Source organism: Pseudomonas sp. P1_F7, from assembly GCF_056405655.1.
In genome coordinates this window covers 87,366-109,723 of sequence record NZ_JBFUBR010000002.1, presented here as the reverse complement: position 1 = coordinate 109,723, position 22,358 = coordinate 87,366, and the positions used below count along the sequence as shown (strand labels likewise).

17 protein-coding genes are annotated in these 22,358 nt (G+C 59.2%); 5 read left to right on the top strand and 12 right to left on the bottom strand.

The window, feature by feature from the left end; all coding sequences use genetic code 11:
* Positions 1–32: 32 nt before the first annotated feature.
* The 3 genes from AC1D1M_RS02210 to pdxR all read right to left on the bottom strand — a co-directional run bounded on the left by AC1D1M_RS02210 (position 33) and on the right by pdxR (position 4,041).
* On the bottom strand, positions 33–1,298 hold the full coding sequence (locus AC1D1M_RS02210) for an MFS transporter (RefSeq protein ID WP_477774317.1): 1,266 nt from the start codon (positions 1,296–1,298) through the stop codon (positions 33–35).
* 51 nt (positions 1,299–1,349) lie between these two features.
* On the bottom strand, positions 1,350–2,420 hold the full coding sequence (locus tag AC1D1M_RS02205; protein WP_477774316.1) for a sugar phosphate isomerase/epimerase family protein: 1,071 nt from the start codon (positions 2,418–2,420) through the stop codon (positions 1,350–1,352).
* A gap of 112 nt (positions 2,421–2,532) precedes the next feature.
* Entirely contained in the window at positions 2,533–4,041 is a 1,509-nt protein-coding gene (gene pdxR / locus AC1D1M_RS02200) for a MocR-like pyridoxine biosynthesis transcription factor PdxR (protein WP_477774315.1), read from the bottom strand.
* Positions 4,042–4,388: 347 nt separating this feature from the next.
* On the opposite strand from pdxR, the gene AC1D1M_RS02195 reads away from it, so the two are divergent.
* From AC1D1M_RS02195 to AC1D1M_RS02180, 4 genes are all read left to right on the top strand, one after another.
* Positions 4,389–5,261, top strand: coding sequence for a DNA/RNA non-specific endonuclease (locus AC1D1M_RS02195; protein WP_477774314.1), 873 nt, complete (start codon positions 4,389–4,391; stop codon positions 5,259–5,261).
* 243 nt (positions 5,262–5,504) lie between these two features.
* Positions 5,505–7,688 carry an ornithine decarboxylase SpeF gene (gene speF, locus AC1D1M_RS02190; RefSeq protein ID WP_477774313.1) on the top strand — a complete coding sequence of 728 codons (2,184 nt, stop codon included), beginning with the start codon at positions 5,505–5,507 and terminating at the stop codon, positions 7,686–7,688.
* A gap of 86 nt (positions 7,689–7,774) precedes the next feature.
* Positions 7,775–9,115 (top strand): putrescine-ornithine antiporter, encoded by a 1,341-nt coding sequence (gene potE, locus AC1D1M_RS02185; protein ID WP_477774312.1) that lies wholly within the window; start codon positions 7,775–7,777, stop codon positions 9,113–9,115.
* 47 nt (positions 9,116–9,162) lie between these two features.
* Positions 9,163–10,068: an amino acid ABC transporter substrate-binding protein gene (locus tag AC1D1M_RS02180; protein ID WP_477774311.1), complete on the top strand. Its 906-nt coding sequence runs from the start codon at positions 9,163–9,165 to the stop codon at positions 10,066–10,068.
* A gap of 72 nt (positions 10,069–10,140) precedes the next feature.
* Here the strand turns inward: AC1D1M_RS02180 and AC1D1M_RS02175 are convergent, their stop codons facing one another.
* Entirely contained in the window at positions 10,141–11,841 is a 1,701-nt protein-coding gene (locus AC1D1M_RS02175; RefSeq protein ID WP_477774310.1) for an aspartate:alanine exchanger family transporter, read from the bottom strand.
* Between the two features lie 144 nt (positions 11,842–11,985).
* A complete protein-coding gene (locus AC1D1M_RS02170; protein WP_477774309.1) occupies positions 11,986–13,323 on the bottom strand; it encodes an MFS transporter in 1,338 nt (445 codons plus the stop codon).
* 230 nt (positions 13,324–13,553) lie between these two features.
* Here AC1D1M_RS02170 and AC1D1M_RS02165 point away from each other — a divergent pair, with 230 nt between their 5' ends.
* Positions 13,554–14,120, top strand: a complete 567-nt coding sequence (locus tag AC1D1M_RS02165) for a nucleotidyltransferase family protein (RefSeq protein WP_477774637.1) — start codon at positions 13,554–13,556, stop codon at positions 14,118–14,120.
* A 214-nt stretch (positions 14,121–14,334) separates the two neighbouring features.
* On the opposite strand, the gene AC1D1M_RS02160 is transcribed toward AC1D1M_RS02165, so the two are convergent.
* The 7 genes from AC1D1M_RS02160 to AC1D1M_RS02130 form a co-directional block, all read right to left on the bottom strand.
* On the bottom strand, positions 14,335–14,541 hold the full coding sequence (locus AC1D1M_RS02160; RefSeq protein WP_477774308.1) for a co-regulatory protein PtrA N-terminal domain-containing protein: 207 nt from the start codon (positions 14,539–14,541) through the stop codon (positions 14,335–14,337).
* 82 nt (positions 14,542–14,623) lie between these two features.
* Positions 14,624–15,277, bottom strand: a complete 654-nt coding sequence (locus AC1D1M_RS02155) for a hypothetical protein (RefSeq protein ID WP_477774307.1) — start codon at positions 15,275–15,277, stop codon at positions 14,624–14,626.
* 862 nt (positions 15,278–16,139) lie between these two features.
* The gene (locus AC1D1M_RS02150; RefSeq protein WP_477774306.1) at positions 16,140–16,841 is read right to left on the bottom strand and encodes an EthD domain-containing protein; all 702 of its coding nucleotides are present in this window, start codon (positions 16,839–16,841) and stop codon (positions 16,140–16,142) included.
* A gap of 406 nt (positions 16,842–17,247) precedes the next feature.
* Positions 17,248–18,708, bottom strand: a complete 1,461-nt coding sequence (locus AC1D1M_RS02145; protein WP_477774305.1) for an efflux transporter outer membrane subunit — start codon at positions 18,706–18,708, stop codon at positions 17,248–17,250.
* Entirely contained in the window at positions 18,705–20,750 is a 2,046-nt protein-coding gene (locus tag AC1D1M_RS02140; RefSeq protein WP_477774304.1) for an FUSC family protein, read from the bottom strand. The genes AC1D1M_RS02145 and AC1D1M_RS02140 overlap by 4 nt, the downstream gene beginning before the upstream one ends.
* Positions 20,747–21,799, bottom strand: a complete 1,053-nt coding sequence (gene mdtN / locus AC1D1M_RS02135) for a multidrug transporter subunit MdtN (protein WP_477774303.1) — start codon at positions 21,797–21,799, stop codon at positions 20,747–20,749. The genes AC1D1M_RS02140 and mdtN overlap by 4 nt, the downstream gene beginning before the upstream one ends.
* Positions 21,800–21,814: 15 nt before the next feature.
* Positions 21,815–22,078, bottom strand: a complete 264-nt coding sequence (locus AC1D1M_RS02130) for a YtcA family lipoprotein (protein ID WP_223458264.1) — start codon at positions 22,076–22,078, stop codon at positions 21,815–21,817.
* Between the last annotated feature and the right edge of the window lie 280 nt (positions 22,079–22,358).

Genomic DNA, 22,358 nt, shown 5'->3' with positions numbered 1-22,358 from the left:
GTTGTATTGCGACGTGTACACCCGGTCTATGTTCAGGCTTGCGCGGCGCTGGTCTTGCCAGTGACCGTGGAATTTTTCCGGACCGCTTGATACAGCAGGCTGGAGACCATGAACCCGACAATGGCCAACAGGCTCATCAACGAGAAGACGTAGTTGTAGCCTTGTTGACCTGGGAAGTGGTCAAGGATTGCGCCATAGATGACGTAGGCAAACATGCCGGGCGCATAGCCGATCAGGCAACCGATCCCAAAGGCTGAACCGGTGATGTGCTGGGGAATGCCGACTTCACCCATGGGGGCCCAGAACACGCCACGCATGGAAAAAACAATCAGCGCGAAGGAGAGGGTGGCCGCCATACCTGCGTAGATGTAATCCGGGCTTTTCGGGATGAGCATGATGACGCCCATCAGCGGCAGCAACGCCAGGAATGCCCACTTCAGATAGCGGCTGGAACTCTTGAACTGTTTGTCGGCAATGAAGCCGCCAGCAGGGCCGCCCAGGATCTTGAGGAAGTACTGGTTGATGATGCCGTAGGCGCCTACCAGGGCTACGGGCAGTTCGTACATTTCCTTGAGATAGGGAATGAAATAGGTCAGGCCGCAGTACACGATGTAGACCATGAACACGTTGAGGCTGACCAGCCAGATGCCCGGCACCTTGATGGCCTCGAGCAGGTTCGACAACCCGTTCTTTGGCTTGACGGTCGACTGGGTTTTGCCGCTCTTGAGCAGCAGCCAGGTCAGGGTACCGGCAAGAATGTCGATGACCGAGTAGAAGAGGATCGCCGACTTCAGACCGTTTTCACCGGAGCCCATGGCGACGAAGACGCCCAGAGCAGAAAAGGCGACCAGGGTATCAATGACGCCGCGCCCGCCTTCGAGAAGACCGAACAGGCGCCCCTGCTCCTTATCGTCGCCCAGGTTGCGGATGGCTTTGAGCAGCGAAGGCCAAAAGAGGCAGTCGGCACACACGGCCAGCAGGCAGAACACCACCAGCAGATTGCTGAAGGGCGGGAAGGTCGCCAGGTAGAGCCCGAGGCCGCCGGTACCGATCAGGCCGAGGGGGATCAGCTTGCGCGTGTCGTACCGGTCGGCGAGCATGCCGCCCACCACGAACAGCGCGGTGGCGATGATGGCGTTGGCGCTCAGCAGCACACCGATTTCAGTGTGGGACAGCCCCATGAATTCTTGCATGGGGATATAGAAGGCGTCTTTGAGATTCGCCAGCTTGTAGATGGTGCCACCACCGAGGATGAGAATCAGGAATCTGAGCCATTTGGCCTTGTCTTGGGATGTCATTATTGTTCTCCAGGCGTAATTGGGTAGGCAGTGCCGGTCGGCACGTCAGGTTCAGGCGTTAGCGCAATGGGCCAGGGTCAACTCGGCCAGGGTTCGGAACTCGGCCAGCAGACCTCGTACATAGGCGACCTGGTTGTTGGCCCAACGGTGTTCACCGGCCAGCATTTGCTCCAGCGAGAAGCCTTCCGGCAGCGCTGTTTCACTCATTTCCCGGTACGCAATGAACGGGTCGGCGGCTTCGTCGAGCTGGCGGAACGCCGGGGCGACGTAGTGGTTTTCCTGCTCCAGAATGAAGGCGATCACTTGCGGGGTTGATTCGCCGAGCATCAGCAATTCGAACAACATGCGTGCGCTGGGCAGGTCGTCTTCGTCACTGCCTTGCAGCACGCCGTAATGGCCGAATGCGTTTTGCTCGGGGACGATGCGCACACCCTTGAGGTGGGTCTGGCGTATGTGCGGCGCGAGGTTGCGCAGTGCCGCAAGGGGCTGTTCGCAGGCATTGATCATGTTGCCGAAATCAAACAGGGCATGCAGCCGAGGGTGGTTCAGCCGGTTCAACAGTTGCGCGATCTCGCCGCTCTTGAGTTCCTCATGCTGCTCGAAGTCGAAGAACAGGTCGTGCTCGTCTGCCTGCTGCGCGAGGTAATGCAGGTCTGACTCGATCACGTCCATGACCCGGGACAGCGCCCCTTCGTAGCGTGAGTAGACACGGATGTTGCGGGTGCCCAGCGCCTTGGCAATGGCGATCACTTGATCGACATCTTTTTTCAGGGTGCTGCTGATTTCCAGATGCACGTCCAGCCCGAGTGCATTGGCCTTGGCGGCGAACGCCTGAAGCTGCGCGGCTGTCATTTGACTCAGACTGTTTTCCTCACCGTCGAGCAGGTGCAGGCTCAGGCCCTGCAGTTCGTGGCGATAGGCAAAGTCCAGCAGGTCGGCAGGTGTCACGCGGCCGTGGGTCAGGTTGGTCAGCAAGGGGTAGGCATGGGCAAACAGGCGCAGTTGCGCCAGTCGGTCGAGCAACTGGCGGGCCAGTGCCTCGTTCAGTAGGGGGGGAGCCTCGGCCTCGACAGCCTTATGGCTGAGCAAGGCGTTGAATCGTTCCTGGATCTTATTGTTCATTCGAGTCGTTCCTGGTTCAGACACCGGGTCTACCGGCGCAGCCTTTATCGCGCCAGTCAGGAACTCTCGATAGATCCATTATCAGTTAATTCATAAGACCACTTGCCTTGGGTCAAGTGGCCGGCTGCAGGTAGCCCATTGTGCTCAAGGCCTGGGCCAGCGCTTCGACGCGCGCTTCGGCCTGGTCCTCGGGGGTGCTGGCGAAGCCGATCAGCAGCGCCGGCGGCAAGACGTGTTCGACGCAGTAGTCGCTCAGGGGATAGGTATGAATGCCATGCTGGCCGAGTTCCCTGGCCAGGGCGTCGTCATCGAGATGCGCGGGCAACCAGGCGATCAGGTGCATGCCGGCTTCCACCGGCGTGATCCTGAAGAAAGTGCTCAACCGTTTCTGCAGTTGTTCCACCAGTGCTTGCTGGCGAGCCTGGTACAGGGCGCGCATTCGACGAATATGGCCGAGAAAGTGGCCTTCGCGCATGAAGTCTGCCGTGACGGCCTGTAGCAGTGTGGGCGGGCTGCGATCCATGACCGCCCGCAGGGTGCAGAAGGGTTCGATCAAGGCGTTCGGCAGTATCACGTAACCCAGCCGTAGCGAGGGGAAGAGCACTTTGCTGAACGTTCCCGCGTAGATGACCCGGGCCCATTGATCCATCGCATAGAGTGCCGGCAGGGGACGACCGTTGTAGCGAAACTCACTGTCGCAGTCGTCCTCGATGATCCAGCTTTGATTGCGGGCGGCCCAATCGATGAGTTCCTGGCGCCGCGCATAACTCATGGTGATGCCCAAGGGATGCTGACGAGAAGGTGTGGTAAACACCAGGCGGGCGTCAGGACATTGAGCAAGGCCTTGCTGGACATCGATCCCCTGTTCGTCGATACGCAACGGCACGACCAGGCCACCTTGGGCCTGGAGCGCAATTCTCGCCGCGATATGCCCCGGATCCTCCATCCAGAAGCTGTCCTGCGGATTGAGCAATAGCATGCCCAGCAGGTTGAAGGCTTGCTGGGCGCCGGACACGATGACCACCTGATCGGCGCTGCAATCAATGCCACGGGCATCGAAGACGTACTCGGCAATCGCCTCGCGCAGGGCCAGCAATCCCTGCAGTTCGCCATAGCCGAGCATGGCCTTGGTGGGTTTGTGCAGGTGGCGATTCATCAGCCGCTTCCAGACCGATTGCGGAAACGCATCGTAAGCACTGTGACTGGGCAGGAACGAGGTCGGGCTCCCGGTGGACCAGCCCGCATAGGAAACGCCGCGGAAATAGTCGCTACGCAACGACAGCATGGACTGGCTCAGGTCGGACAGGCGAGGCGGCTGGCGCTTGTGCTCATCGTCATCGATACCGCGGCTTTCCCACTCATGGCCGACATAGGTCCCGGCCCCGGTCCGCGACGTCAGAAAACCTTCGGCAATCAGTTGATCGAACGCATTGAGAATGCTGATTCGCGAAAGCTGCAGTTCTTTGCTCAGGGTCCGGGTCGATGGCAGGCGTACGCCTCCCTGAATCCTGCCACTGAGAATCTGTTTGCGAATCTGCAAGTAGAGTTGGCGGTACAAGGGGGTCGAACTGGCACGGTCCAGCTCGATACCTGACAACAACAAACCTGCGGAGGATTTCATTTTTTGTTCGTCTGGATGGAGTGAGTTTGGCCTGAATTGCTGTCAGGCAGCCGGGGGCGAAAGGGTATCGAGCGGTACTGGATATGTCATCCGGTCCGCTTCTTCGACGAGCACTGGCGAATAGAATCCAACCGCCGTCCGGCACTAACGTATCTTGTCATGGTCAATAAACCCCGCACGACCCTCAGCGGTCGAAATGCCCGGAACCGACCGGCCCCGCATCGGTAATTTGATCAAGGACAGTGAAAGCATGCTCGCCGCCACATAATCAGCAACTGCCTCCACCCAGTTCCCTGAATGGGACTCGCCGTACGTTTATCCCTCTATTCCTTTCGAAGATTTAACCCATGCACCTACGCAAAATTGCAGTTGGGCTGTCGGCCCTTGTTTTGCTCTCGACCGGGGCGCAAGCCCGCAGCCTGTTGGATCTCCTCAAGCCGCCCACCGCGCAACACGAACAAGCGTCCCGCTCGGGCTCGATCAGCCAGAACGCGGCCCTGGACCTCTACTCAAACAAACAGAAGCAGGCATCGTTTGATGGCTGCGCAGATCTGTTCCCGGCAGCGAAACCGATCAACACGGCCACAGTGCCTGCATCCATGAAACCCCTGGCGCTGTGTTCCGACAACTTCGCGGTGCTGTACTCGCAAACCAGCAAGACCCCGCTGGTTGTGGTCGAACGCCTGAACGCGGCCCAGTTGCAAGATGCCAAAGGGGAGGAGCGCACCAACCAGTTCTATCCGGACCCACGCATTCCCAAGAGTGGGCGCGCGGAGTTGAGCGACTACCGCAGCCAGCATCCGGCCGTGGACCGTGGCCATCAATCCCCGGCCGCCGATGCACCGAACCCCAATGCAATGGCCCAGTCCTTTGCGCTTTCAAACATGGTGCCGCAAGACCCGACCAACAACCGCAAGATCTGGAGCAAGGTCGAGTCCGATGTCCGAAAGTTTGCCAAGCGAGCCGATGGCAACGTGTTTGTCTTTACCGGCCCGCTGTTTGACCCTGGCCACTCCACCATCGGCGACAACCAGGTCTGGGTGCCGACCCGTCTGTTCAAGCTGGTTTACGACGCATCGTCCAAACGTGCCTGGGCCTACGTACTGCCTAACGCTGAGACCCGAATCGAGAAGCCGATGGACTACGACACTTTCGTGAAGAGCACCGGGCTCAAATTGCTCGGGAATCTGCCCGTCACAGGTTCCGCAGGGCGCACCTGATGAGCCGCACCCCAAAGGTTGAATGCAACTGATGGGGTGCTTCATCCACAATTAAGCGTTGTGCGTGATTGCTGAGGATTAAAACCTTTGGATTAATTTCCGTTAAAAAATTCGGCAGGAAGTAACAAATAGTAAAAATGAACTATACCCAATAGGGCAATCGCTCCTGACCCCGGGACATGATGCCTCCACAAAGACTCGTCCCAGGAACTTCAACGTCAAACAGACCGAGAGATTCTGGTGATGAACGCCTTGAAAATCGCTGCCAGCGATGCGGTCCGAGCTTGCTTTCGTAATTCCCGTGAAATCGTCCGGCTCGACCAGACTGACTTTACCGATGTTGCGGTTGCCGTGCTCTCGGTAGAGGACTTGGCAGTAGGGGCTCTGGACTCCATCAAGCGTACGGGGTTCGACATTCCTATCTTCCTGGTGGCCTCTCAGGGCCGCAGCAATCGTTCCCTGGAGGTCTACAAACAACTGCAGGATGTGATTTTGCAGGTCAATGGTGTGTTCGACTTGTCCAGCAATAATGCCGAGTACTACGGCAACCAACTGGAGACCGCGGCCAAAGCCTACGAAGAAAGCCTGCTGCCACCGTTCTTCGATGCACTCAAGCATTACACCGAAGCCGCCAACGCAACCTTTGCCTGCCCCGGTCACCAGGGCGGCCAGTTCTTTCGCAAGCACCCGGCCGGCCGGCAGTTTTTCGACTTCTTCGGCGAGACGCTGTTTCGCGCCGACATGTGCAACGCCGACGTCAAACTCGGCGACCTGCTGATCCACGAAGGCCCGGCGCTGCTGGCGCAAAAACATGCGGCCAAGGTGTTCAATGCGGACAAGACTTACTTCGTACTCAACGGCACCTCGGCATCCAACAAGGTGGTGACCAACGCCCTGTTGACCCCCGGCGACCTGGTGCTGTTCGACCGCAACAATCACAAGTCCAACCACCAAGGCGCGCTGTTGCAGGCCGGTGCCACGCCGGTCTATCTGGAAACCGCGCGCAATCCCTACGGCTTCATCGGCGGCATCGACGCCCACTGTTTCGAAGAAGACTACCTGCGCCAACTGATCGCCGAAGTCGCCCCGGACAAGGCCCAACTGCCCCGGCCATTCCGTCTGGCGATCATTCAACTGGGCACCTATGACGGGACCATCTACAACGCCCGGCAAGTGGTCGACCGCATCGGCAAGCTGTGTGACTACATCCTGTTCGACTCGGCCTGGGTCGGCTACGAACAGTTCATTCCGATGATGAAAGATTGCTCGCCCATGTTGCTCGATCTGGACGAGAACGACCCCGGCATCTTCGTCACGCAATCGGTACACAAGCAACAGGCCGGTTTTTCTCAAGCCTCGCAAATCCACAAGAAGGACCGCCACATCAAGGGTCAGCCGCGCTACTGCAATCATGCACGGCTGAACAATGCCTTCATGGCCCAGGCCTCGACCAGCCCGTTCTACCCGCTGTTCGCCTCGCTGGATGTGAATGCGCGCATTCACTCGGGCCGCAGTGGTCTGCGCCTGTGGGACGACTGCGTGAAGTTCGGCATCAATGCGCGCAAGCTGATCCTGGAAGCCTGCACCATGGTCCGCCCGTTCGTGCCGGATACCATCGACGGGCGCCCATGGCAGGATCATTCGACCGACGCCATCGCCACCGACATCCGTTTCTTTGAATTCCATCCGAAGGATCGCTGGCATGCCTTTGCTGGATACGCCGAGAAGCAGTACTTCATCGACCCGTGCAAACTTCTGTTCACCACACCGGGCATCGACCCGGTAGACGGCAGCTACACCGAGTTCGGCATTCATGCTGGCATCCTGGCCAACTTCCTGCGCCAGAACGGCATCGTTCCGGAAAAATGCGACCTCAACTCCATTCTGTTCCTGCTCACCCCGGCCGAAGACTGGGCAAAGATGAGCCACCTGGCCGCGCAAATCGCCCGTTTCGAACGCTTCATCAGCGATGACGCGCCGATGAGCCGGGTACTGCCAGCGATCTATACGCAGTACGAAGAACGCTACCGCGACTACACCATCCGCAGGCTCTGCCAGGAAATGCACGATCTGTACCGCCAGCACAACGTGCAGCAATTGCAGAAGGACATGTTCCGCAAGGAACACTTCCCGAAAAAGGCCATGAACCCGCAGCAAGCGCAAATCGAGTACATCCGCGGCAACGTCGAACTGGTGCCCTTGGCTGACGCCGATGGTCGCGTCGCCGCCGAGGGCGCGTTGCCTTACCCGCCGGGCGTCTTGTGCGTCGTGCCCGGGGAGATCTGGGGTGGCGCCGTGCTCAAGTACTTCCTGGCACTGGAGGAGGGCATCAACCGCTTGCCCGGCTTCACGCCAGAGCTACAGGGCGTCTACCTGAAACACGAAGGCGGTCGCACCCGCGCCTATGGTTACGTGCTCAAGGTCTGATGCAGTAAGTATTAGCCCCTGTCCGGCCGCGTGCTGCACGTCGCCAGGCTCAGGTTCAAAACTCTGAACAAGGCAAGGAGTTTGCGATGGCTGACTCAAGCAAGAAAATGGGCCTGATGGGGCTCACGACGCTGGTAACGGTCAACATGATGGGCTCGGGCATCATCATGTTGCCCACCAATATGGCTCAGTTGGGTGCCGTCTCTTTGTTGTCGTGGATTTTCACGGCGATCGGTTCGATGGCCATCGCCTACTGCTTTGCCCAGTGTGGCGTCTTCTGCTCACGCTCCGGCGGCTTGTCCGCCTACACCGAAGAAGCCCATTCAAAATCGGGCTTTTTCCTCTGCTCGTACCTGTACTTCCTGTCACTGGCCATCGCCAACGTGGCCGTGGCCATTTCGGCGGTGGGCTACATGACGGCCTTCGTGCCCTGGCTGGGCACGGGTGCGATTCCACTGTGCGTCGGCACGATCGGGCTGATCTGGCTGACTACCTTTGCCAACTTCGGTGGACCGGGCATCACCGGCAAGATCGGCGCTTTCACGGTGTGGGGCGTGATCATTCCGGTCGCGGGCCTGAGCATCATCGGCTGGTTCTGGTTCAAGCCCGATGTGCTGGCCGCCGCCTGGAACCCCAACAGCCTGCCGACCTCCGAAGCCATCGCCAAGGCCATCCCCCTGACCCTGTGGGCCTTCCTCGGCATGGAATCGGCGGCCCAGGCCACCGATGCCGTGGAAGACCCCAAGCGCAATGTGCCGTTGGCCTGCCTGTTCGGCACCCTGGGTGCCGCCGTGGTCTATGTACTGTCGACCACTGTCATCCAGGGCATCATTCCTAACGCGGAACTGGCCAAATCCTCGGCGCCCTTCGCGCTGGTCTATGCCACGATTTTCAACCCGATGGTGGGCAATATCGTCATGGCCCTGGCGGTCATGGCCTGTGTCGGTTCGCTGCTGGGCTGGCAATTTACTCTGGCGCAAACTGCGAAGATGACGGCTGACCAGAACCTGTTTCTCAAGTTGTTCAGCAAGGTCAACGCCATGAATGCGCCCGTCATTGGCATGATCGTCTGTGGCGTGCTGCAGACCCTCATGGCCCTGTCGACCATCTCGCCCGACGCCGCCGCCCAGTTCAGCAAGCTGGTCAGCCTGGCAGCGGTCACCAACCTGATCCCCTATATCACTGCGCTGACCGGCCTGCTGGTGATCATGCACAAGGCCGGGGTCTCGTCGGCGATTCACACGCGTAACGTGGTGGTCTTGCTGATCGCCGTAACGTACTCGTTGTACGCCCTGTATGCCTGCGGCAAGGACGCAGTGATGGGCGGCACCCTGGTGCTCGCTTTCGGCTACCTGCTCTATGGATTCCTCGCCAAGCGCTTCACCGAAGCGCCAGCGGCCAACCAGGCCAGGGCCGCAAACCCTTAGGCGTGGCCAACAGGACTGCACAGACATCTGCATACGGGGAGCCGGACATGAACGTACCATTTGCCACAACCACCAGACTGCTGCTTGCCTTCGCCCTCTTGACGCTGCCACTAGTGGCCGGCGCCAACACCCTTGAACGCGTGCGCAGCAGCCACACCTTTACCTTGGGTTACTTGCCGGACCTGGCGCCTTTCAGCAAGCAGGAAGGCGACAAGGCCAGCGGTTATGCCATCGACCTGTGCCTGAAAGTCGCCGACAAGCTCAAGAGCGAGCTGGGCCTGCCCGACCTGCAAGTGCGCTACCAGCTCGTCAAGATTTCGGACGAGGTCAACGCCGTGAGCCAGGGTAAAGTCGATATCCTCTGCACGCCGACACCGCCCACCCTGGAACGGCGCAAGATGATCAGCTACTCCATACCGATCTACACCGCCGGCCTCTCGGTCGTGGTGCGCAACGATGCGGCTGAATCCTTGCTCAATGTGCTCAATGGCAAGGTGGCCAATACCGGACCGACCTGGCGTGCCAGCATCAACAATGGTCTGGCCAACCACACCTACGCCACCATCGAGGGCGGGGTGACCGAAGACTGGATTCGCCAGCAGATGCGTCTGCTCAACGTGATTGCCTCGCTGGTGACCGTGGCCAACAACGACGAGGGCATAAAGCTGGTCGCCGAGGGCAAGGCCGATGCTTTCTTCTCCGAACGCATGCTGCTGCGAAACGAAATCGCCAAGGAAGGCGCGGCGAAGAACCTGATGCTCCTGGACCGCATCTTCGAGTACTCGCCGGTGGCGATGATCGTGGAGCGCAATGACGAAGACTTCCGCTTGCTGGTCGATATGGCCCTGAGTGAAGCCTATTACTCGGGCTTTGTAGAAAAGGCCTACGACCAGTACCTGGGCGGGACCAACGATACCGTGAAAAAACTGTTCAGGGTGTATGCGTTGCCTTAGTGGCACCGTGCAAACCTGTGGCGAGGGAGCTTGCTCCCTCGCCACAGGTGATTTAATTGGCTCGGGCCAGCGTCAATTCGCCAGGACCATGGCGAAGTAGCCGAGGACCGTCAGCAGGACTCCTGACACAGCAAACGCCACAGGAAAACCGACCCACGGCACGTTGCTGCCGATTTCCGCCGCCGCCTCCAGGCACGGCCCGGAATGACTGCGGGCACCGGCCATGCCGCCCATCAGTACCGCCGGATTGATCTTCATCAAGTGATAGCCAACCACCCAGACGGCGAACGGCGGCAGCATGCAGCCGACGAAGCCCACCAGGAATATCTGCACGGCGAGCGTACCCGTCAGTTGAGCGAGGAGGGTGGCACCGGCATTGATCCCGACAATGGCAACGAACACCAGCAGGCCCATGTCCTCAAGGATGTTACGCGCTGCGTTCGGCGTATTGCCGAAGAAACGCAGGCGCGAGGACAGCGACGAGACGATGATGCCCGACACCATCAGGCCGCCAGCGCTGCCCAGGCCGACAGAAGCGCCAAAGGCGGGGAACTGGATCAGACCGATCAACAGCCCCAGGGTCATCCCGGCAAACAACGTCAGTAAATCGGTCATGCTACTGGGCCGGGCGATGACGCCAAACAACTCGCCCGCGCGTTGCACGGCGCTGGACAGTCCGGTGACGAAAAGCACGTCGCGGCGTTGCAACCGGGTCTCCGGCCCTACCGGTAGTGGTACACCGCCGCGCTGGATGCGAGTCAACTGAAGCTGCCCCGCCAGGTCCAGTCCGCGGAACTCCTTGAGCGGCTTGCCGATGACGGTTTTCTCTGTCACCAGGATCTCCGCGTGGTCCAGGGGGACGGCGAGCGCCTTGGCGTCGTCGACTTCCGGGCCGATAAGACCGATGTTGGCGGTCAGACCTGTACGTGTGCCGCCAAGGGTAATCACATCCCCCAACTGCAACTGGAGATCAGGATCTGCCCCTGTCGACTCATCGTCGTGATGCACATTGACGATGCGATACTCCGGGAATCGTGCGAGAAATTCGCGGATGGTGAGGCCGGCAGTCGTGCGGTTTTCCAGCCGGTAAGCACGCAATCCGAAGGCCTTGTCGGCGGTGAGGCCGTCGTCCTCGAGATCATGCATCCCATGCTGTTCCTCATAACGACGGGCTGCCGCCTTTGCATCGACCCCCCACCAGCGCGGCATGTATTTGCACATCAGGACGATGCCGACGGTGCCCCAGATGTAGGTAATGCCATAGGACAGGGTAATCATCGCCGACACCCCCTCGACGGTGTCGCCCGGTGCGAGGTGGACGGCACCCGAGGCAACCGCCTGTTCAGCCGAGCCGATGGCCGAGGACATGGTCGTGGCCCCGGCGAGGATTCCGCCGGCCGCGCCGGTCGGCAAGTTGAAAAGACGCGTGCCCAAGACCACCACGGCCAGACTGACCAAACTGCAAATGACCGCAAGGACGGTGAACTTCAGCCCGTCATCCTTCAGGCTATTGAGGAAGGAGGGACCGACGCGCAAACCGACCCCGTACATGAACAGGTAGTAGAAGAGGTTCATGGTGAACGTGTCGAGCTTGAACGTGATGCCATACAGGGAGGCGGCAATGGCGATGCCACTGCCAACCACGATGGCGCCTCCGACGGTACCCAACCCATAACCCTTGATGGTGAAGCGGCCAACCAGCACCGCCAGGCTCACCACCAGGAACAGCAACATGTAAGGGTTGGCATTGAGAAACGAGAAGAGTGCCTGCACGGGTTGATTCCCCTTTTTCGCTACGTTAATGCCTGATGTCAGGAAAGACTCAGGCACTAGCGTAGCGTGTGAATCCGGGGCGGTTGATCCGCAACACCTTTGCGATTGAACAGCACCGGGCCCAGGACAGGCTCGTTTGGTGTTTCAGGCGGATGCGCTCACTCTTGCGCCTTTCTCCTGCGACGCAACGTCATGCAGGGAAATCCTCGAAGTCTCCGGCAATGCCAGCCCACCCGCCAGCGCGAGCAATGCAATCGCAATCAGGTAGAACGCTGGCGACAAGTTGCTGCCGGTCGTGCTGATCAGCCACGTCGCCACCAACGGTGCCGTGCCGCCGAAAAGGGTATACGCCATGTTGTAGGTGATGGCCGAGGCGGTGTAGCGAGTACGGGTAGGGAAGGTTTCCGAGAGCAAGGCCGCAGTGACCACGCCACACAACACCGCGCCAATCGCCAGGAGCATGACGCCGACGATGGACGCTGCGAACGAGCCGGAGCTGGCCATCAGAAACGATGGATACACGGTCGCAATCAACAGCGCGCAAGCCGTCATCACCGTCATTCGACGCCCGACCCGGTCCGAATACAGCCCGGCCAGCGGGCAGATCGCCGCAGCGAACAGCAATGCAATCAGCGACACCAGCAACGCTGTGGCGCGACTCAGGCCGCCCGCGACTTGCAAGTAAGTCGCGAAATAGGTGGTGAACATATAAAACGACAGTGCCGTGAGTGACACAAAAGCACCCAGGCAGCAGATAGCCGCACCATGGTTGCGCAAGGTTTCCTTGAGTGGGGAGTGTGCGACTGCATGCTCCTGGGTCACCGCCTGGAATGCCGGTGTCTCATCGAGCTTCCAGCGCAGGTAAAGACCCACCAGGCCCAAGGGTGCGGCAATCAGGAACGGCAGACGCCAACCCCAACTGCCCATTGCTTCGGCCGACAAGGACGCCTCGAGTGCGTAGGCCACCACGGCTGCCGCGGCGAAGGCAGAAAATGTCGACACCGGAATGAAGCTGCCGTACCAGGCACGTTTATCACTCGGTGCATGCTCCATCAGGTAGGCACAGGCACCGGCGTATTCCCCCCCGGCGGAAAAGCCCTGGGCGCAACGAATCAGGGACAGAAGAATCGGCGCCATGACCCCGATCGCCGCATAACTGGGCAGCACACCGATCAAGGTCGTCGCACCGGCCATCAGCAGAATGGTCATCGCCAGGGTTCGCTTGCGGCCGATCCTGTCGCCCAGCATGCCGAAGAAAATCCCGCCAAGGGGCCGAAACGCAAAGGCCACGGCGAATACCGCAAAGGTCTTGAGCAGCGCGGCACTGGCATCGCCACTGGGGAAAAATTGTTGGGCGATGGTCGTGGCCAGAAAGCCATAGACGGCGAAGTCGAACCACTCGACGAAATTGCCGATGCCGGCGGCCACAATCACTCTTCTCAGCGTTCTTGGGCTGACTTGTTCCATAGTTGCGCTCGTCATGCTTGACCTCGACAATTCGTCAGTAAGCTATCGATTATCGGGGCAGACACTGAGGCGGCTCACTTCAAAAGTGTCATCCACATAGCCAGCACCGACTTCATACCGTTGAATGACGCATGATTCGCGCCAGATTGGCCGAGGGTGAGCAAAGGGCGGTGTTTTTCGCGTATTTGTAAAGCGTTGGCGGTATTGTCGGTCGCCAGGACTTGATCGATTTAGAAGGGATGAAGATGACATTGACTGTCGAAAGCCTGGTCAGGATCGCAATGACCAATCCAGTAAACGCAGAAATTGCTGATCGCTTGCCTGAGCTCGGTTTGAACCAGTGCATGCTCACGGCCGGTTGCTTGTTCCAGGCCGTCTGGAATTATCAGTCACAGCGAGCGGCAGGGTGGGGAGTGAAGGATTACGACGTCTTTTACTTCGATGATGATCTGTCATGGGAAGCCGAGAATGAGGTCATCCAATCCGCTCAACGTCTGTTCAACCACCTTGACGTGAACGTTGAGTTCAAGAATCAGGCTCGCGTTCACCTGTGGTACAGCCAGCGGTTTGGCGGGGAATATCCTCAGCTTCAGTCGGCGAAAGACGGGATTGATCGCTACCTGATTGCCGGTACCTGCGTTGGTCTGGATGTTGAAACGGGCGAGGTCTATGCGCCCAACGGCCTGGCCGACACAGAGCACGGGTTAGTTAGAATCAATCCAAAGAATCCCAGGCCAGACTTGTTCGACCAGAAGGCGAAAAGTTATCAGGCTCGCTGGCCTTGGCTCAGGATCGTAGAGCTCCAAAGTTGAATTGGAGCGAGGGGAGTTTACCGATGAAGCAATTTATTGGAGATGAAAACCGATCGCTGCCTGTCACGGCGGCCTGTAAACGAAGCAGCCCTTGGCGAAGGGCTGCTTGGACTGTGGATTAAACACAACAGATTTTGTGTCAGCAGGATCTCGGTCAAACCGGCGCCAGCAGCACCTTGGGTGCTGCATTTGAGGCTTGAGGCCGTACAACAGATCAGCTGTTGGTGTGATCGGCTGCCTTGGCCTTGCTTTCAGCGACAGCGGCTTCAGCCTTCTGTTTCTGTGCAACCTGGTAGGTTTCCATCGAGACTTTCCGGGCCGACTCCATGCGTGCGAAGGTCCGATCACCACCACCTGTGGCCATTGCCAGAGAAGAAGCGGTCAGAGTGGCGACTACGAAGAGAACTTTCATGGATTTCATTTGGGTATCCTCAAGTGAGACTTTGTTAACAGTTAAAGCGGGATTCATTGGCTAAAGCTGAACTTGCTTGTTCAACCTGGATTCACCAGCCAGCCAGGGCGGCGTTGCCTGTTTTCCAGGTGCCTTGCTCCATGCGCGCTTCGGTGTCTCTGTTTTTTGCCCAGGCAGTGAGCAGTACCATCGCCCCGAAACCGCCGACGATGAGAACCGGATAGGCTGCCAGCAACTCCACCAGCGAGTACTTCCAGGCCAGCGGACGACCAACACCCAGCATGGCGGCATAGAACCACGACACGCCAGAGAGGGCGCCGGAGAACAGCGCCAGCATGCGCAGGTTGAAGGAGAGTTTCAGTAACGAACCGGCTTTTTTCAGCGCCGGCAATACAGCGCTATGCAACAGGAAGCCGTTAAAGGTCAACAGCACAACTATGCCGATCTTGGCTTGCAGTTTGGGATTGAGGAAATACTCCATCCCCTTGCCGGCATAATCGATCCCGACAATACCAATGCCCGTAATCCAAAGCGCTACAAGTGCAAGCGATACGGTGTTTTGAAGACTTTCCATATGCGCGTCATCATGATGACCTGAAGCATCCCCCTTCAGAAGTTGCTTGACCATTGCAATGTCACTGGTCAAGACAAGTCCAATTGCAACGCAGCAGGCGATAAGATGGAAATATACAACTCCCAGACGTAAATACTCCCCGACTGGTGAAGAAAGAATACTAAGTTCCATGACAACCTCTTTGTTCTAACAGTGAATCAACATGACTTTCAGCACGGYTTGATTGGAGTTTGCCGTTGCTGATTGCAGTCAAGATCCAGCCGTTCTATTGATTTATCTTGCGGCATTACGCTGCCAAGATAAAAGCGAGTTTGGCGAATGATCTTTTAGTCATTCGATTATTTCCATTTTCAGGTAATAAAAAACCTCATTTTCGCACTTGGTGCATATGAGGTTTAACTTCCGCTTCTGGGGTCAGGTGAGGATCAGTGCCCGTGCCACCTGTTGCGTATTCTGAACGAAAAAAACCGTGTCCGTTCATTTTTTGATCAATTTTGCTGACCAACGGCAGTGTCCCTGGCTAGTCGCACATTGCCATCTTTTGTCGCGCAGCCTGCACCATTACTGGGTTTGCGGCGAGTCGGAAGGCAGCCGAGAGCCCCGCCATTTTTTTTCGTCTTTTTTTCCAGATTCCATGGGGAAAATCGGGGAGTTTGATCGAATCAGCCATAAAAAAGCCCTTGGCCGGGTTAACAAACCAGGTCAAAGCACTGCCATTTTTCCCTCGAAAAAGCACATTCTCGGCATTGCCACAGAGGAATCTTCAGCAAAAAAATTGTCTCTGCGATTGATTCCTCGGAGAAACGAGCCTCAATGCTCCTTCTCGGTGCGCTCCTGCTGTTCCGTGGTTTTCCCGTTACACCCATGAGTTGATGATCGAGAACATCGACATCCATAAAAAACCGGGTTATCAGGAAACCCGCCGGGCCACGGAGGATGGTTCGCTCGGGTTTTCATGCGCAAAGCGCTTCAGGCTCGATAATCAAGGGCAGGTATGGATTATCCGGGCTTCACGCATGACGATTTCCCGGTCCTACAGGCAGTACTGGCTGGTGGGCAGCACGTCGATCTTGTCGAAATCGATGAAGCGGCTGCAGCTGTCCATCATCGCGGCCAGATTGCGCTGGAATTTCGCTTCGTCGCCCACCGCATCGAAAAAGGCCCGGGGATCGGTCATGGCAGCTGGCGGAAAACATTCCTCGACGATGGCATCGATCCGTGGGGCGCCGTGCGACAGGGCCAACACCACCAGGTTTTGCACGTATTGGAAGTTATCTTGCGTGTCCACGGCCACCGCAGTGTGATGGTTGCGCCAGATGTCCAGCCAGGCCTCGGGGGTCAGGCGTGGAGGGCGGGTCAGCAGGGCCAACTGGGCAAACCCGTGGGTACGTTCACCGGGCGTTGAAGGGAAGCGAGTATTGGCGATGGCGACCGACTCGCAGACCAGGTAGGCGGCCATGCGTGCCGTTGCCGCACTGATCAAATGGTCGAAAGGGAGACGTGCCGGCCCGTTGGCACTGTCCAGCCACAGCGACAGGCTGCCATCGGGCAATGGTCGGTTGTTTTCCTGGCGCAGGCCGGCTGCAGGCTGCACATCGGCATCGGACAGGTTCAATTGCACACCACGGGCACCGAGTGCCTGCAATTGCCCGGCGACCTCACTGCGCAGGCGATCGGCGAAGGTATCAGGACTGACTTGAGTATTACGCCACAGCAGATAGATGACTTTTTCCATAGCTATCAAGCTCCTCGTTGCGGTTGATGGATGGAGCAGCCGTAGTGCTGCCTGGTCCATCCGAATGACCCGGTGCATGCAGACATGCGGGGAAAATCCTTGGCGTCATAGTCAATCAAGGTCAGCCTTCGGTAATACCTCAAACAGACTAGTGACCAACAATATGGGGGCAATACGCTCCCGATAACCAGCGGAGGGTTCTGGAGGAATGGGAGCATATATGACTTCCACCTAACCTCTCGCTGCCCCACAACAGGCCCGTAGGGAATGACCGGGCTCGATTTTTTTCGCTGTCGGACTAGTTCTTTGAGTCACTATTGTGATTGTCCCGAGGGCTCATCAAATAGAGGGTCAAGACAAAGCGCCCCGGCACCAGTGACAATAGTCCGAGCATGCCGCAGGAGGCTCAGTCTCCCTTCACTGCAATCGCGTTGTTGGAGTGATACCCACCGCCCAGAGCCTTGATCAGGGCAATCTCGCTTTCCAGCCGCTGCCCCTGCAACAAGGCAAGGCCGCTATGCTCGGCCAACAGCGGCAGGTTCGACTCAAGCGCTGTAACCCTGTCCAGCAGGCCGCGCTGATAATGCGCCGTGGCACTGTCGCGATTGAAGCGCATATTGCCGATGCGTGATTGCTGCAGCTGCTCCTGCGTCTCCAACCCCTGCTGCTTGCTGCCGGCCACGGCGACATCGCGTACGGCGTCGAGTACGGCCTGGTTGTACTGATACACCAGGCCATTGCTCAAGCTACGGGCGGTGGCTAATTCGGCATTGAGGCGGCCGCCGTCGAAGATCGGCAGGGTCAGCCCCGGGATCAGGTTGATCTGCCGGCTGCCATGGGCCCACAAATCGCCCATGTGCAGGGCGTCGGCACCGTAAAAGGCTTTGATATCGAAGCTGGGGTAGAAGGCCGCCTTGGCCGCGTCGATGTTCGAATAGGACGCCTGCACCAGCCATCTCAAGGCCTGCAGGTCAGGTCGCCTTGCCAACAGTTCGTAACCCAGGCTATCGGGCACCCCATAAACGTGCTCCGGTAACGTGCGCGGTGCCAGCGGCAAGGTGACGTCGGCCCCCACGCCGAGCAGTGCGCGCATAGCCTCGCGCAGTTGCCATACCTGGCTGCGCAGGGAGACCACCTGGCGATCGATCAGTGCCTGGTTGCTCAACGCCTGCTGTTTCAGCGGCTGCGACTCCAGACCACGCTCGATACGCGCCTGGTGCGCGACCACCACCTCGGCAGTGATGGCCGACATGTGTTGCAAGTCGTCTAGTAGCTGCTGTGCGGTCTGGATCTGGAAATACAGCATGGCCACATTGCTCGAGACCTCCAGTTCGACCCAGGCCTCTTCAGCCTGACGCGCATTGTGAACCCCCAGGGCGGCGTCGACCTGGGCTCGTTGGCGTCCCCAGAGATCCAGTTGGTAGGCTCCGCCAAGACCCACCACACCCTCGGTGTACCAAGGGCCGGTGAGCCCGAGGGCTGGCTCATTCTGGGCGAAGGGTCCGAGGAAGCCGTTGGCGGAGACGTGTTGGCGGTTGACCAGCGCGATCAACTGGACTTGCACGCCCGTCAAGGATTTCACCGTGTCGGCCTGGGCCCGAGCCTGGTCGATATGGCTGCGGGCGAGCGCGATGCTGGGGGCCTGGGCGAAGGCCATTTCAATCAGTTGGTTCAGTTGCGGATCTTGGTATCGCCTCCACCAGCTCGCCTCGGGCCAACCCTCACGGGCCAGGTGCAGGTCGTCGGCCAGACGTAGCTCAGCCGGGTCCCGTTGCGGTGCCAGGCTGCCTTCTTCGCGGATCAGTGCACAGCCACCCAGTAACAGGCACAGGCCGAGCAGCCATGCACAATGAGCGTGTCTGTTCATGGGCTCGGCTCCGAGAGGGCACCTTGCTCATAGCGTCGCCAGTCCGGTAGCGAATCCAGCAGGTGGTGCAACGTGCGCAGGTCATGCAGCAGGGCTTCGGCGTTCACGCCAACTCCCGCCATCGTAACGTCGAGCGCAGGCAAGGCCTCAAACGCTGTGCCCTGGGTTTGCAGGTGCAGGGCATATTGCGCCAGCCAGTCACTCATTTCCTGTTGCTGCTCGTCCAGCCAGCGCTGCGTTAACGCCGGGAGCTGTGCTTCGAGCACTACCCGACTGCGCTGCAATTGGTCAGTCAGCAGGAGGACCTCCCGCGCCTTGGCGAGCAGCGTCTGGGTGAACAGCGTCAGCTCCTCGTGCTCGCCCTGATGCCAGCCGGGCTCCAGGGCTACCCGCGCAAGCATGGCCTCGCACTCGGCGAGCTGGCGCCAACTGCGCAGGCTCTGCCCGTGCAGGCGGTCAGATGGGTCTCCCGGTTCCAATACCGGTGAGCGCAACAGCGCGGCGATCTCGTGCAGGGCATCCGCCAGGCGTCGGCGCAGGCTGTCGCCTTCGCTTTCTGGCCAAAGCACGCCGTGCACCAGAGTGCTGACCAGCACGCCGATCAGGATGCCCACCAACCGGTCGCGGACTTCCGTGAGGTCGATGCTCGGACCAAACTGTTCGAGCAGGGCCAGCGCGAAGCAAAACATGATCTGCAGACCGGCATAGCTGATGCGCTCGGAGCCCGCGGCGACCCATGCGCCGAGGGCGATTACCGGCAGGCTCATCGCCAGCAGGCCGACCAGCGTCTCGATGTGCGGAACAACGAAAACGAGACACAGCAGCGCCAGCGCGCTGCCCATCAGACAGCCGCCGATCCGCAGCAAGCCCTTTTGGGTCGAGGCGCCGAGGCTGGGCAAGGCGATGATGACGCAGGTCAGCATCACTGTGTGGATGCCCGGCCAGTCCACGCCGTTGTAGAACACGTAGCAGATCAGCGTGGCCAGCCAGGTCTTGAAGGCGAAGCGCAGGTAATTGGGGTTGCTGAAAGCATCGCGTACGAGCAAGGGTTCCTTGGCGGTCGGAGCACCGGAGGGCGTGGCATGTTCGGCTGTGGCCAAGGCGCGCAAGGCGTCGCGCATTTCTTCCAGTGCCGGGGGGGCCAGTAACCGTTGCAAGGCTTCACTGCTCAGTACTGGCGGTTGCGACAGGTTATCGGCGTCGATGGCTGCGCCCAGGGCCGCGCAATCCTGGCGCAACGCCGCAAGGGCCTCGGTGTCGTCGCAATTGAACTTCAGCGCGGCAGCTGCCGCATACAAACGAGAAACACAGGTGATCAACGCCAGTTGTTCGATCTCCCGGGTTTCCTTCACGGGCGCGCGCATGCTGGCGAACTTCAGGAGTTTGTGCAGGCTGAGCACCCCTTGCTGGACTTCCACCGCGCTGATCCGCGCCGTTTCCATTTGCCCTTCACCCAGCGCGGCCAGGCGCGCATCGACCTGTGCCAGTTGCCTGCGCATCGTTTCGCGCAATTGCCGCTGGGGCTCTTTGGGCAACAACACGGTGTTCACCAGCAAGGTCACCAGGGTCGGGTAGACCACTGCCATCCACACCCATAGGCAACCACGCAACAGCAGCTCCGGTTGTGCAGTGAGGTCCACCAGGCTTTGCACGTAAATGGTGACGATGGCTACCACGAAAAACAGCGGACCGAGGCGTGTTGCGCGCATGGCGAACACACTGACGAGGAACACCGCACTCGCGCAGAGGATGCGCAGCAACGGGTAGCCGTAGGTGAACTTGAGCAGGAGGATGGCGATGGTCGCGCTGACCATGAACAGGATGCCGGCCATGCGCGTCAGCACCAGGTTACTTTGGCTGACGAAAAACACCAGGATCAGCGACAGCGCCAGCAGCGGCACTTCCAGGCTCATGGAGAGGATGATCACCAGCGCGCAGGCCAGCACATTGCGCAACAGTGCGTTGCCACGTCCTGGAAAGGGCGAAAGCTCTGCGTCAAGGAAGCGCCAGAAGCGTCGCTCCCAGGTTAGCGCAGCACTCATTGCGGTGAGTCCCCATCTTGACCCGTATGGATCAAGGCTACAGCCGATGCGCCGATGCGGAACAGGTTCGGATCGGGTTTGTCGACGCGGATGCGTACCGGAAAACGCTGTGCCACCCGCACCCAGTTGATGGTCCGCGCGACCTTCGGCAGCCCTGCGGCCTGGGCGCCGCCGTCATCAGGAAACACGCCAAAACCAATGGAATCGACGGTACCACTGAAGGTGCGGCCGCTGTCGCCCATCAGGTAAAGGGTACTGCGGCTGCCATTGCGGATCTTGTCCAGTTCGGTCTCGCGGAAGTTCGCCACCACGTACCAGCGACGCGTGTCGATCAGGCTGAAGAGGGGATGACCGGCGGCCGCGAACTGACCGTTGGAGGTGGTCAAACCGACGATGAGTCCGTCGAAGGGCGCGCGTACCACGCTGTGTTCCAGGTCCAGTTCGGCGCGGGCTATCTCCGCTTGTATCACCGCGCGCTTGCTCACCAGCGCATCGACCCCGCTGACCGCCGCGGCAGCCTGTTTGGCCTGTAACAGCGCCGCATTCAATTCGGCACGAGCGCTCTTGGCGGCGGTGCGGGCCTGATCCACCTGTTCCGCGGAGACATAGCCAGGCTTCAGCAAGGGCTCCATGCGCCGCAGCGTGTCGGCACTCTGCGCGGCGGCAGCCTTGGCACGTTCGACACTGGCTGTCACCGCTTCGGAGTTGAATTGTTGGGCATCAACCTGACGCTGGCTCAGAATGATTTCCTTGTCCAGCGCCTGCAGTGAGGCCTGAGCCTGGTCCAGCACGTCCTGATACACCCGAGCGTCGATGCGCAGGAGTACGTCTCCCTGTTTCACCTGCTGGTTCTCGCGCACGGCCAGTTCTTCGATGCTGCCGCTCACCTCGGGGGTGACGTTTATGGTGTCGGCATACACGTAGGCATCATCGGTACGTGGGGTGGTGTCCAACCGCCAGACCACCCACAGCAGCATCACCAGCGTCAACCCGAGCAATACGAGAACGATCAAGCGTCGGGGTAGTTTGTTCACAGCGGATTCGCTCATGATGCAAGTCCCCGATCAATTCTGGAAAAACAGCAGCCAAGTGCTCATCGACAACAACGCGGTCAAAACCGGATAGGTCAGAACTGACGGCACCAGCCAGGCTGCGTAACCTGACCGTGCAAGCAGTGCCTGAAGCACAAAGGCCAGCAGCATGCCGGCGAGAATGCAGAACAGCCAATCGGGGAAGTAGGCCCCCAGAACTGGAATCGAAGGGGCATTGGAGCAGCCCGATAGCGGAACAATCAGCAACAGTGCCAACACGTTGTGTTCACGGCTCATTTGAGCTTCCACCCCATTGCAAAGCGGCAATTGGCCGATGCTACCTACATTGGCCTCGTGAAATGTAGTTAATTTTTGGCCAGTCATCTCGGATGGGCAGAGAATTCCGAGTGTTTCACTGGGTCTGGAGTGGATAGTAGTAGCGGCTTCGCTCAAGCGATTTAAATAGGCCCGACAGGCCTCGTATGCGACATCTGCCCACCTGTTCCCAGCAAAAAACCATGGTGGAGGGATAGGCGAGCTGAGACCGAAGAGCCCCGACCTGTTTTCAGCCTTGGGC